This window comes from Mycobacterium sp., assembly GCF_051006775.1.
Taxonomy (GTDB): Bacteria; Actinomycetota; Actinomycetes; order Mycobacteriales; family Mycobacteriaceae; genus Mycobacterium.
Genome location: NZ_JBPCSX010000113.1, coordinates 1 through 12,533 on the forward strand (window position 1 = coordinate 1; position 12,533 = coordinate 12,533).

At 65.8% G+C, this 12,533-nt stretch carries 14 protein-coding genes; 9 read left to right on the top strand and 5 right to left on the bottom strand.

Annotation, left to right across the window (positions count from 1 at the left end):
- Positions 1-147: 147 nt before the first annotated feature.
- The 5 genes from ACR2JI_RS08370 to ACR2JI_RS08390 form a co-directional block, all read right to left on the bottom strand.
- The gene (locus ACR2JI_RS08370) at positions 148-948 is read right to left on the bottom strand and encodes an LLM class F420-dependent oxidoreductase (protein ID WP_526389619.1); all 801 of its coding nucleotides are present in this window, start codon (positions 946-948) and stop codon (positions 148-150) included.
- Positions 949-951: 3 nt separating this feature from the next.
- Entirely contained in the window at positions 952-1,845 is an 894-nt protein-coding gene (locus tag ACR2JI_RS08375) for an Rv0045c family esterase (RefSeq protein WP_526389620.1), read from the bottom strand.
- A gap of 82 nt (positions 1,846-1,927) precedes the next feature.
- Entirely contained in the window at positions 1,928-3,010 is a 1,083-nt protein-coding gene (locus ACR2JI_RS08380; protein ID WP_526389621.1) for an inositol-3-phosphate synthase, read from the bottom strand.
- A 45-nt stretch (positions 3,011-3,055) separates the two neighbouring features.
- Entirely contained in the window at positions 3,056-3,610 is a 555-nt protein-coding gene (locus ACR2JI_RS08385) for a PadR family transcriptional regulator (protein ID WP_526389631.1), read from the bottom strand.
- Positions 3,611-3,726: 116 nt separating this feature from the next.
- On the bottom strand, positions 3,727-4,584 hold the full coding sequence (locus ACR2JI_RS08390) for a DUF1707 domain-containing protein (protein ID WP_526389622.1): 858 nt from the start codon (positions 4,582-4,584) through the stop codon (positions 3,727-3,729).
- Positions 4,585-4,653: 69 nt separating this feature from the next.
- Here ACR2JI_RS08390 and ACR2JI_RS08395 point away from each other — a divergent pair, with 69 nt between their 5' ends.
- The 9 genes from ACR2JI_RS08395 to ACR2JI_RS08435 all read left to right on the top strand — a co-directional run.
- On the top strand, positions 4,654-5,064 hold the full coding sequence (locus ACR2JI_RS08395) for a DUF5318 family protein (protein WP_526389623.1): 411 nt from the start codon (positions 4,654-4,656) through the stop codon (positions 5,062-5,064).
- Complete coding sequence (locus ACR2JI_RS08400) at positions 4,997-7,552, top strand: transglycosylase domain-containing protein (protein ID WP_526389624.1); 2,556 nt, start codon at positions 4,997-4,999, stop codon at positions 7,550-7,552. Before ACR2JI_RS08395 ends, ACR2JI_RS08400 begins: the two co-directional genes overlap by 68 nt.
- Positions 7,553-7,557: 5 nt before the next feature.
- Complete coding sequence (locus tag ACR2JI_RS08405) at positions 7,558-9,261, top strand: glycosyltransferase family 87 protein (RefSeq protein ID WP_526389632.1); 1,704 nt, start codon at positions 7,558-7,560, stop codon at positions 9,259-9,261.
- Positions 9,200-9,838 (top strand): DJ-1/PfpI family protein, encoded by a 639-nt coding sequence (locus ACR2JI_RS08410; RefSeq protein ID WP_526389625.1) that lies wholly within the window; start codon positions 9,200-9,202, stop codon positions 9,836-9,838. The genes ACR2JI_RS08405 and ACR2JI_RS08410 overlap by 62 nt, the downstream gene beginning before the upstream one ends.
- A gap of 113 nt (positions 9,839-9,951) precedes the next feature.
- On the top strand, positions 9,952-10,242 hold the full coding sequence (gene rpsF / locus ACR2JI_RS08415; RefSeq protein WP_526389626.1) for a 30S ribosomal protein S6: 291 nt from the start codon (positions 9,952-9,954) through the stop codon (positions 10,240-10,242).
- Positions 10,243-10,332: 90 nt separating this feature from the next.
- Positions 10,333-10,848 (top strand): single-stranded DNA-binding protein, encoded by a 516-nt coding sequence (ssb, locus tag ACR2JI_RS08420; protein ID WP_526389627.1) that lies wholly within the window; start codon positions 10,333-10,335, stop codon positions 10,846-10,848.
- Positions 10,849-10,899: 51 nt separating this feature from the next.
- The gene (gene rpsR, locus ACR2JI_RS08425) at positions 10,900-11,166 is read left to right on the top strand and encodes a 30S ribosomal protein S18 (protein ID WP_526389628.1); all 267 of its coding nucleotides are present in this window, start codon (positions 10,900-10,902) and stop codon (positions 11,164-11,166) included.
- Between the two features lie 15 nt (positions 11,167-11,181).
- The gene (rplI, locus tag ACR2JI_RS08430; RefSeq protein ID WP_526389629.1) at positions 11,182-11,637 is read left to right on the top strand and encodes a 50S ribosomal protein L9; all 456 of its coding nucleotides are present in this window, start codon (positions 11,182-11,184) and stop codon (positions 11,635-11,637) included.
- Between the two features lie 495 nt (positions 11,638-12,132).
- The coding region (locus ACR2JI_RS08435; protein ID WP_526389630.1) for a DnaB-like helicase N-terminal domain-containing protein at positions 12,133-12,533 on the top strand (401 nt) is incomplete at its 3' end.

Sequence of the window (12,533 nt, forward strand, 5' to 3'; positions counted from 1 at the left end):
ATCGCCGCGCCGCATCACCAGGATCAGCTTCGGCAGGATCCGCTGCATGTCGGCCGCCAACTGGGTGACCTGCTGGGGCTCTGACATGGTTTGCCAGTCTAACTGCCTGCTGGCGACGGCGGCGAGTTCTCAGTAGGCAAGCAGTTCTCAGCGGTTGTCCCGCCAGCGGATCAGCGTCTCGGCCGGGCCAAGGTTGTAGTCGGGCCCGTCGCATCCGACCGTCATCAGCGTCACGCCCAAGCCTGCCAACGCCTCGGCATTGGCGATCAGCGTTTCCGGGTCGCGGCCCTCCACACCGGAGGATCGCTCGACGGTCGCTGGGTCGCGGCCGACGGTTGCGCAGTGTGCGTCGAGCACCGCCGCTTTGCCGGGGTGGGTCTCGGCGTTGGTGAAGCTGTGCCACATATCGGCGTACTGAGCGACCAGCCGCAGTGTCTTGCGTTCGCCCTGCCCACCGATCAGGATCGGGATCTTGCGCGTCGGCGCGGGGTTGAGCTTGGCCAGCCGGGCGTTGATCCGAGGCAGCGCCGCGGCGAGGTCGTCGAGCCGGCTGCCGGCGGTTCCGAACTCGTACCCGTACTCGTCGTAGTCCTTCTTCATCCACCCCGACCCGATACCCAGGATGAGCCGGCCGTCGGATATGTGATCCACCGTCCGCGCCATATCGGCCAGAAGTTCGGGGTTGCGGTAGGAGTTGCAACTCACCAGTGCGCCGATCTGGACGCGTGAGGTCTGCTCGGCCCAGGCGCCGAGCATGGTCCAGCACTCGAAGTGCGCGCCGTCCGGATCGCCGTAGAGCGGGTAGAAGTGGTCCCAGTTGAAGACGACGTCGACGCCGATGTCCTCGCATCGGCGCACCGCGTCGCGGAGGTAGCCGTAGTGGCTGGAGTGTTGCGGTTGCAGTTGGACGCCGATGCGGATGGGGAAGTTCCCCGGAGGAGTGGTCACAGCTCAGTCAAGCACTGACCGCAGGATCTCCACCAGAGCCAGCGGCTGATCGCCCTGAACCGAATGCCCGGAGTCCGGTACAACGATCACCTGCTCGAAACCTGGCGCTATACGGGCGAACTCCGCAGCATCATCGTCGTTGACGAAGAATGACCTGCCGCCCCGGACCAGCGTGGTGGGCACCCGCAGTTCGGCGGCGTCTTCCCACAGACCTTCGAACCCCTCGCCCTTTCGGAAGGTGTCGTAGCGCCAGGTCCAGGTTCCATCGTCGAGCTGTCTGGAGTTGTGAAAGACCCCGCGGCGCAACGACTCCCGCGACCGGCTCGGAGACGCAGCCATCGTTACCTCGAGCATCGCGTCGAAGCTGGGGAAGATGCGCTCACCCTGGGCCAGCGCAACCGTACCCATCTGGGCCTTGGTCATCTGCTCGTGGCGCTGCGGGGCCGACGGGGTGACATCCACCATGACCAGCTTGCGCACCAGCTCAGGTGCAGCCACCGCCAACCGCATCGCGGTCAGCCCGCCCAGCGACATGCCGACCACCAGATCGGCGTCAGGCGCCAGTTCCCGGACCACCGGTTCGACGGCTACCGCGTTGAGCTTTGGTCCGTAGTCGCCGTCGGCGTTGCGCGCCGAGCGTCCGTGGCCGGGCAGGTCGATGGCCAGGGCGGGCAGACCCAGGCCGAGGACGACGGTGTCCCAGGTGTGCGCGTTCTGGGCTCCGCCGTGCAGGAACACCACGCGCGCCTGATCCGGTGAACCCCACTGCAGCGCGCTGATCGGACCTCGTTCGATCCGGGTGACCGCCGGCAGCGGACCTGTCAGGCCTGCCTGCGCGGCGTTCTCGGGCAGCAGCGCGAACTCGTCGAGGGAGAGCAGTTCGTCGTCGGAGATCATGGGCTCTATATAACGCGAAAATGCGCCCGGATCGGATCTCAGGCGAGAAATCGCGATCTGAGCGCACTTTCGGTGCGGGGAACTATCCCTTGATGAACTCTTCGAGCTGGGTCCGCGCGACATCGTCGGCCAACTGCTTCGGCGGGCTCTTCATCAGGTAGGCCGAAGCCGGGATGATCGGCCCACCGATACCGCGGTCCTTGGCGATCTTGGCCGCGCGCACCGCGTCGATGATGATGCCGGCCGAGTTCGGCGAGTCCCACACCTCGAGCTTGTACTCCAGGGTCAGTGGCACGTCACCGAAGGCGCGGCCCTCGAGGCGCACATAGGCCCACTTGCGATCGTCGAGCCAGGCGACGTGGTCGGACGGCCCGATGTGGACGTTCTTGTCCTCGACCTTCCCGGCCAGCGAACCGGTCAGGTTCGAGGTGACCGACTGGGTCTTGGAAACCTTCTTGGACTCCAGGCGCTCACGCTCGAGCATGTTCTTGAAGTCCATATTGCCGCCGACATTCAGCTGATACGTGCGGTCCAGCGTGACGCCGCGATCCTCGAACAGCTTGGCCATCACCCGGTGGGTGATGGTTGCGCCGACCTGGCTCTTGATGTCGTCACCGACGATCGGTACGCCGGCATCTTCAAACTTCTTGGCCCACACCGGGTCCGAGGCGATGAACACCGGCAGCGCGTTGACGAACGCCACCTTGGCGTCGATGGCGCACTGCGCATAGAACTTGTCGGCCTCTTCGGAACCCACCGGCAGGTAGGACACCAGGACGTCGACGCGAGCGTCCCTGAGGACCTTCACCACGTCGACGGGGGCCTCGTCGGACAGCTCGATGGTCTCGGCGTAGTACTTACCGATGCCGTCCAGCGTCGGGCCGCGCTGCACGACGACATCGGTCGGCGGCACATCGGCGATCTTGATGGTGTTGTTCTCCGACGCGAAGATCGCCTCGGAGAGGTCGAAGCCGACCTTCTTGGCGTCAACGTCGAAGGCGGCGACGAACTTCACGTCGCGCACGTGGTACGGGCCCAGTTCCACGTGCATCAGACCCGGGACGTTCGCGCGCGGGTCCGCGTCCTGGTAGTACCGCACGCCCTGAACCAGTGAGGACGCGCAGTTGCCAACGCCGACTATGGCGACGCGCACTTCGTTCGTCATGGGACGGTCTCCTTCTTGTACTTCCACTCCGGGTGTGACGGTTGTTCAGCTTTGGACGCCGTGTTCGGGGAGGCTCTGCGCCACCCGCTCCGCGGCAATCAGTTCGTTGAGCCACTTGACTTCGCGCTCGCTGGATTCCAGACCCAGCTGATGTAGCTGCCGGGTATAGCGGTCCAGGGAGTTGCTGGCGCGGGACACGGCCTCGCGCAGGCCCTCGCGGCGCTCCTCGACCTGGCGGCGGCGCCCCTCCAGGATGCGCATCCGGGCCTCGGCCGGGGTGCGGTTGAAGAACGCCAGGTGCACCCCGAAGCCATCGTCGGTGTAGTTCTGCGGCCCGGTGTCGGCTACCAGTTCGGTGAAGCGCAGGCGGCCGGCGTCGGTCAGTTGATAAACCCGCCGCGCACGGCGCAGTACCGCGGTGCCCTCGGGCGCGGCGTCCTCGGCGATCAGGCCGTCGGTCTGCATCCGGCGCAATGCCGGGTAGAGCGACCCGTAGGAGAACGCGCGGAACGCGCCGAGCAGGCCGGTCAGCCGCTTGCGCAGTTCGTAACCGTGCATCGGGGACTCGAGCAGAAGGCCGAGAACAGCCAGTTCCAGCACGCGAGTCACCTCCTGATTGCATCGGCCGTTAGGGATCAGTAACAGTTAGGCCAACTGTATCGGAGCGATATATTCACCGCCAAAACAGCTGGTGGGGACCAGCGTCACGCTGGGCGTCAGGGGTAGCTGATGTTCTTGACCGTGCCGTCCGGGGCGAGCTGGAGGTAACCGCTGCCGAACTCACTGGAGATGTAGATCGAGATCGACACCGCGTCGGGGCTGGTCGGGTCCCGGGAGGGTTCGATGATCAGGTAGGTGCTCTTGATGTCATCGGCCTTGCGGATCCCCAGGGTCTCCGGAGCCCCGCGAAGCACCCCGATGATCGCCGTGGCGTCGAACTTCGCCAGGTCGACGGTGCGGATATCCCCGCTCTTAGCCGACGCTGTCGGGTCACCGAACCCGCCGCGGTAGTAGTAGCTGAACGTGCGACGATCATCAGCGGGATCTGGACGGTCGATCACCGCGTATTCGGGGTAGATCACCAGGCGGTAGCCGAGGGTGTCACCGAACTTCGTGCGAATCTGGTCAAGTAGGCCGGTGAGACCGCCCAGTGACTGCAACTTACGCGGCGGAGTCAGCACCACCGGCGCGACGCCGTCGTGCTTGGCACCGGGATCGCCGGTCAAGCTCAGCGGCGAACTGGTGTTTCCGTAAAGGCCCCAACCGATTCCGATACCAAGCGCCACCAGCACCGCGCCCACCGCGGCCCGCATCCCCCAGCCGGCCTTGGAGCCGGGTACTTCCAGCTTTCGACGCGTGAGGTCGGGCAGCTGCACCGGTGCATTGCCGGTCTGCAGATCCGAGACCAGCCCCCGCAGATCACCCAGGGTGGCCGCACTGGTGGCGGCTTTGACCCGCTGCCCGTGTTCGGCCATCGAGAGCTGGCCCTCGGCCAGCGCGGTGTCGAGGATCTGACACGTGTCATTGCGATCGCTGTCCCTGGCCCGCGTGTTCGCCGTCTGCCCAGTCGCCACTAATTGATCGTAGGAGTAGCCGGGCCGGTCACATACCTGCCGCCACACCGTCGACGTACTCTGGTCACCGTGCGATTGCAGCGGCAGGTGGTGGACTACGCGCTTCAGCGGCGTTCCCTGCTGGCCGCGGTCTACTCCGGGCGCACCGGCGTCACAGAGGTATGCGACGCCAACCCCTATCTGTTGCGGGCAGCCAAGTTCCACGGCAAGCAGAGCGCGGTGATGTGCCCGATCTGTCGCAAGGAGCAGTTGACCTTGGTGTCGTGGGTGTTTGGTGACCATCTGGGCGCTGTCTCCGGGTCTGCGCGCAACGCCGAGGAGTTGGTCCTGCTGGCCACCCGTTTCGAGGAGTTCGCAGTACACGTGGTCGAGGTCTGCCGTACCTGCAGTTGGAATCATCTGGTCAAGTCCTATGTGCTCGGAGCACCCCGGACGGTCAAACCGGCCAAGCGCTCGGGAGCACGGACGGCCAGTGAATAACGACGAAAACCTCGACGAGTCATCCGAAGCCGCCGCGGCGGCCGGACGGCACCGCGGCGACGGTGCCGTCGACCCCACGGTGCGCCTGCCGATCCCACCCGATGACCGGTTGACGGCAGTTATCGCGCCGGTGCGCGAGGGCGGCGCACAGACGTCGCCGCGAGATCAGCTCGACGAAGTCAAAGCCGCCATGGACCGCAAGCCCGCCCCACCGACATCGGCTGCGCCGGCCGCCGCGCCGAAAGAGCGGACCGCTGTATCGCCGCCGCCGCCGGCAGCTCCGAAATCACCGGTCGACGTCGGCGGTGATGACGGCGAGTCGCCTTTCGGCAGTATTCTGCACCGTGTTCGGGGCTGGAGTGTTCGGCGCTGGCTGGCCGCCGCACTGGTCGTGTTCGTCGTGCTTCCGCTGGTCACCTTCGGAATGGCTTACGTGATCGTCAACGTCCCCAAGCCCGGCGATATCCGCACCAACCAGGTGTCGACGATCCTGGCCAGTGACGGCTCGGAACTGGCGAAAGTCGTTCCGCCCGAGGGCAATCGGGTAGACGTCAACATTGACCAGGTGCCGGTCCACGTCCGCAACGCGGTGATGGCCGCCGAGGACCGTGACTTCTACACCAACCCCGGCTTCTCGGTATCAGGCTTCGCGCGCGCAATCCGTAACAACCTCTTCGGCGGTGACATCCAGGGCGGCTCGACGATCACCCAGCAGTACGTCAAGAACGCGCTCGTCGGCGACCAGAGATCCGGCCTCGGCGGTTTGATCCGCAAGGCCAAGGAACTGGTGATCTCCACCAAGATGTCTCAGCAGTGGTCCAAAGACGAAGTGCTGCAGGCATATCTGAACATCATCTACTTCGGACGCAGCTCCTACGGTATCTCCGCGGCATCGAATGCCTACTTCGACAAGCCGGTCGATCAGCTCACCGTTGCCGAGGGCGCCCTCTTGGCTGCATTGATCCAGCGCCCCTCGGGGCTTGATCCCGCGGTGAATCGTGCAGCGGCCGAGAAGCGTTGGAACTGGGTGCTCGACGGCATGGTCACCATCGGGGCGCTGTCCAAAGATGAACGCGCGCAGCAGGTATTTCCGGAGACCATTTCGCCGGATCAGATGAAGCTTGAAGGCATCGCCTCCGGACCCAATGGGCTGATCGAACGGCAGGTCATCAAGGAACTGCTCGAACTGTTCAACATCGACGAGCAGACGCTGAACACCCAGGGCCTACAGATCACCACCACTATCGACCCGCAGGCGCAGAATGCTGCCGAGGACGCCGCGACCACCTATATGGACGGCCAGATGCCCGAGATGCGCACCGCGGTGGTCTCCATCGATCCGCGCAACGGCGGTGTGAAGGCGTACTACGGCGGTACTGACGCGACGGGCTGGGACTACGCCCAGGGCGGGCTGCCCACGGGTTCGTCGTTCAAGGTGTTCGCGTTGATCGCGGCTCTCGAGCAGGGCATGGGCCTGGGCTATCAGGTGGACAGCGCGCCGCTGAAGGTTGACGACAAGCTCACGATCAACAACTCCGAGGGTGAGAGTTGCGGCACCTGCAATATCGCTGAGGCACTCAAGCGCTCGCTGAACACCGTCTACTACCGGCTGATGCTCAAGCTCAAGAACGGCCCGCAGGATGTGGCCGATGCCGCGCACCGCGCCGGCGTTCCGGAGAGTTTCCCGGGCGTGGAGCACACCCTGTCCGAGGACGGTTTGGGTGGTCCGGCCGCACCGGGTGTGGTGCTCGGTAAGTACGAGACGCGCGTCATCGACATGGCTTCTGCCTACGCGACCATCGCAGCCTCGGGCATCTACCACCGGCCGCACTTCGTGCAGAAGGTCGTCAACGCCGACGGCGAGGTGCTCTTCGACGTCACCAACGAGGACAACGCCGGCGAACGCCGCATCGAGAAGGCGGTGGCCGATAACGTCATCGCGGCCATGCAACCGATTCCCGGATGGTCCAACGGACACACCCTGGCCGGCGGGCGCCCGGCGGCGGCCAAGACCGGCACCCATCAACTCGGTGACACCGGCGCCAACCGGGACGCCTGGATGGTCGGCTTCACCCCGCAGTTGTCCACGGCGGTCTGGGTGGGCACGGTCAAGGGTGACAAACCCCTGGTGAACAGTTGGGGCGGCTCGGTCTACGGCTCCGGCCTACCGGCCGACATCTGGAAGGCGACCATGGACGGGGCGTTGCGGGGCTCCGATTTCGAATCGTTCCCCACCCCCACCGAGGTGGGCGGTTACGCCGGGGTGCCGGCACCGCCGCCCCCACCCCCGCCCCCGCCGACGCCGGACACCGGGGTTCCACTCCCGCCACCGCCGCCCGGTGGCATCGAGATCCTGCCGGGTGTCACCATCCCGCTGGGCCCGCCACCGCCACCGGGGGACCCGGGGCCGTTCGGGCCGCCGCCACCACCGGAACCCGCCCCGCTTCCGCCGCCTGAACCTGTTCCGGCAGCGCCGCCGGCACCGTGACCCGCCTGGTCGACTCCCCGGCGTCGGACCACACCCGGTCGACCGTTTCTCCGGCGCCGCTCGCCGAGGATCTGCGCAGCGATGGCGAGCGCGATCTGCCCAGTCGCACCGACGCGATGGCGGCGGCATTCTCGGAGGTCGTCGGCGGGCCAGTCGGTCGCCACGCCCTGATCGGCCGCACCCGGGTGTTCACCCCGCTGCGGGTGATGTTCCTCATCGCGCTGGTGTTCCTCGCCCTGGGCTGGTCCACCAAGTCGCCCTGCCTGCAGACCATCGGCAGCGGAACCCCCGAGCAGCGGGTGGCCAACTGGCAGAACCAGCGCGCCTACTACGAGCTGTGCTACTCCGACACCGTGCCGCTGTATGGCGCGGAGTTGTTGAGCCAGGGCAAGTTTCCGTACAAGTCGAGCTGGCTGGAGACCGACTCCAAGGGCCAGGTGAAGACTCAGTACGACGGCACGACCGCGGTCCGCTACATGGAGTACCCCGTGCTCACCGGGGTCTACCAGTACCTGTCGATGGCGTTGGCGAAGACCTACACCGCGGTCGCGAAGGCCACCGGGAGCAACACACTCAGCGGTGTCGCCGAGGTGGTGATGTTCTTCAACATCGCGGCATTCGGTTTGGCGCTGGCCTGGCTGGCGACCGTGTGGGCGACCGCGATGCTCGCCGGCCGGCGAATCTGGGACGCCGCACTGGTGGCCGCATCACCGATCCTGATCTTCCAGATCTTCACCAACTTCGACGCGCTGGCAACGGGTTTGGCGGTCGGGGGACTGCTGGCCTGGGCTCGACGGCGACCGGCGCTGGCCGGGCTGCTGATCGGGCTCGGCGTCGCGGCCAAGCTGTACCCGGTGCTGCTGTTGCTCCCGCTGTTCCTTCTCGGCCTGCGCACCGGCCGGTTGCGTGATGCGGTTCGCACCGCATTGGTGACCGTAGCGACGTGGCTGCTGATCAATCTGCCGGTGGCAGTCAGTTACCCGCGAGGCTGGTCGGAGTTCTTCCGCCTCAACAGCCGCCGCGGCGACGACATGGACTCGCTGTACAACGTCGTCAAGTCGTTCACCGACTGGAAGGGTTTCGACTCCGGTCTCGGATTCTGGCAGCCGCCGATCCTGCTCAACACCGTCGTCGCCGCCGCCTTCCTGTTGTGCTGTGCCGCAATCAGTTACATCGCGCTTACCGCCCCGCGCCGTCCCCGGCTGACGCAGCTGGTCTTCCTGGTGGTCGCGGCATTCCTGTTGTACAACAAGGTGTGGAGCCCGCAGTTCTCGCTGTGGCTGGTGCCACTGGCGGTGCTCGCGCTGCCGCATCGGCGAATCCTGCTGGTGTGGATGACCATTGATGCGCTGGTGTGGGTGCCCCGGATGCTCTACCTCTACGGCGAGCAGAACAAGGGCCTTCCCGAGCAGTGGTTCACCGCGACCGTTTTGCTGCGCGATATCGCGGTGCTGGTGCTGATCGCATTGGTGATCCGCCAGATCTACCGTCCCGCAGAGGACCTGGTCCGCCGGCACGGTGTCGATGACCCCGCCGGCGGGGTGTTCGACAATGCCCCTGACCGGGCCCCCGACAACTTTCCCGCCCGCTGGCCCGCAGCACTGAGGCCACGCGGCGCGGGTGCGCCCCCGATAAAGGAGAAATTCGATGCAGGTCGCGATCGCCCTCTTTCCGCGGACCACCGCGCTGGACTCCATCGGCCCCTATGAGGTGCTGCAGCGGATCCCGTCCATCGATGTGGTCTTCGTGGGCCACCGGTGCGGCGAGATCCGCACCGACAACGGGATGCTCGGGCTGATCTGCGACGCCACCTTCGAGGAGGTGACCGAGCCCGACGTGGTGGTGATTCCAGGCGGGGTGGGCACCCGGGCACTGATCAAGGACGCGGAGATCCTGGACTGGGTGCGCGCCGTGCACCGGCAGACGCTGTTCACCACGTCGGTGTGCACCGGCAGTCTGGTGCTCGCCGCTGCCGGCCTGCTCGACGGGCTGACCGCCACCACGCACTGGTCTACCCGGGACATCCTGGCGTCACTGGGCGCCGTCTACACCGAGGATCGGGTGGTTGAGCACCTACCGGAGCGGATCATCACCGCGGCAGGGGTGTCCAGCGGTATCGACATGGCGCTGCGACTGGTTGAACTGCTCGTCGACCGGCAGGCCGCCGAGGCCAGCCAGCTGATGATCGAATACGACCCGCAGCCTCCGTTCAACTCGGGAAGTCTGGCCACAGCGTCCGCGCAGATAGTGGAGCTGGCCCGGGAGTACTCCGCTCAGCGGGACTGATTTCCCTGATCAGGCCGCCCTGCGGTAGCCTGAGCCGGTTGCCGACGCAGGCGACCCTCCTGTCACACCAATCGGGTGTGGCCGCGACGACCATAGGAGGTGATGAGGTTTCCATGCGTCCATACGAAATCATGGTCATTCTCGACCCCACTCTCGACGAGCGCACCGTAGCCCCGTCCCTGGACACGTTTCTCAACGTGATCCGCAGTGACGGCGGTTCGGTCGACAAGGTCGATATCTGGGGCCGACGCAGACTGGCCTACGAGATCGCCAAGCACGCCGAGGGCATCTACGCCGTCGTCGACGTCAAGGCACTTCCGGCCACCGTGTCCGAGCTCGACCGTCAGCTCAACCTGAACGAGTCGGTGCTGCGGACCAAGGTGATGCGGACCGACAAGCACTAGAACTGCCGCGAAGCGTCGGAGCCCCTACGTAGGCTCGCATCCACATCCGCTCGCCAAGTCCAGGAGGACGCCAAATGTCAGGAGGAAACCGTGGCCGGTGAAACGACCATCACCGTCGTCGGAAATCTGACCGCCGACCCCGAACTGCGCTTCACGCCGGCCGGTGCGGCCGTCGCCAACTTCACGGTGGCGTCCACCCCGCGTACCTTCGACCGCCAGAGCAATGAGTGGAAGGACGGCGAAGCGCTGTTCCTCCGCTGCAGCATCTGGCGGGAGGCGGCCGAGAACGTCGCCGAGAGCCTCACCCGGGGCTCACGTGTCGTCGTGACCGGCCGTCTCAAGCAACGGTCCTTCGAGACCAAAGAGGGCGAGAAGCGCACCGTCATGGAGCTCGAGGTCGACGAGATCGGGCCCTCGCTGCGCTACGCAACCGCGAAGGTTAACAAAGCCTCTCGCGGCGGCGGTGGTGGCGGTGGCTTCGGTGCCGGCTCCGGCGGCGGCGGTGGCGGAAACCGGCCTGCGGCAAAGGAATCCGCGGAAGACCCCTGGGGCAGCGCCCCGGCTTCGGGTTCGTTCGGCGGCAGTGACGACGAACCGCCCTTCTGACACAACCAACGCGCGCTCAGCGCGCGGTACGAGAACGAAAGAGATCACAAGATGGCTAAAGCCAAACCCACCAAGCGGCGTCCGCTTCCGGACAAGCCGATCAAGACCCGCAAGTGCGTGTTCTGCTCCAAGAAGGGCAAGTTGCAGAACATCGACTACAAGGACACCTCGCTGCTGCGCACCTACATCAGCGAGCGCGGCAAGATCCGCGCCCGCCGGGTCACGGGTAACTGCGTGCAGCATCAGCGCGACATCGCCATCGCCGTCAAGAACGCCCGTGAGGTCGCCTTGCTGCCGTTCACCTCGGCGACGCGGTAGAGCAGGAGCGAGAAGATGAAGCTGATTCTGACCGCTGAGGTCGACCATCTGGGAGCTGCCGGCGACGCCGTCGAGGTCAAGGACGGATACGGACGCAACTTCCTGCTACCGCGCGGTTTGGCCATCGTGGCCACCCGAGGCGCGCAGAAGCAGGCTGATGAGATCCGCCGGGCCCGTGACGCCAAGCGGGTGCACGACCGTGAGCACGCCGACGAGATCAAGGCCGCCATCGTTGCGCTGGGGCCCATCTCGCTGTCGGCCAAGACCGCGGGCAACGCGGGCAAGCTGTTCGGCTCGGTGACCGCCAACGACGTCGCCGTGGCGATCAAGAAGGCCGGTGGCCCGAGCATCGACAAGCGTTCGGTGCACCTGCCCAAGGCCCACATCAAGGAGACCGGCACACACACCGTCGAGGTGCACCTGCACCCCGAGGTGGACGTGAAGGTGACCTTGGAGGTAGTCGGCCAATAGGCCCCGACGAACCCGGAAATTCCCCGGTGACGGCCCAGGCCGTCGCCGGGGAATTTTTTCTTTCCCAGCGAATGGGGTGTGCCAGTGTGACGGTAGTTAACGTAACCACCCGTTAACTCGTTGCTTTGGCAACCGCAATGCAACACGCCCGGAACGGCCACCTCGGCCGACACGCCGATCCACTTGCCATGCACAGCGGTGGATGCCGGTTAATCTGGGTTTACGTGCAAAAACGATCTGCAATTACACAGCGATCCACAGGTTATCCCCAACCCGCCAACACGCTTGCCGGTACCTATGCACAGGCCACTAACAGATTGCTTAACAGGCGTGGTTTGTGGCAGCGCCAGCAACGTCTAGCGTTGCCCCTCGGCAGCACGGGCGGGGGACACGATCGCACGATCGTGTCAGTGCTCCGACTTACCGTGAACCTGTTGGATCGAACGTGGGTTCGATGCGGCGGATGGACCAGTCGAGAGGAGGTGGGGCAGCCCGATGGCGGTCGTAGACGATCTCGGACAGCAGGGGACGGACTCGTCCCCCCGCGCAGAGGAATTCGGTCGCCAGCCCCCGCAGGACCTGGCCGCTGAACAATCGGTGCTCGGCGGAATGCTGCTCAGCAAGGACGCGATCGCCGACGTTCTCGAGCGGCTGCGTCCCGGCGACTTCTACCGCCCGGCTCATCAGAACGTCTACGACTCGATCCTTGACCTCTACGGCCGCGGTGAGCCCGCCGACGCCGTCACGGTGGCCGCCGAGTTGGATCGCCGAGGTCTATTGCGCCGGATCGGCGGAGCGCCTTACCTGCACACGCTGATCTCCACCGTGCCCACCGCGGCCAACGCCGGTTACTACGCCGGCATCGTCGCGGAGAAGGCCCTGCTGCGCCGGCTGGT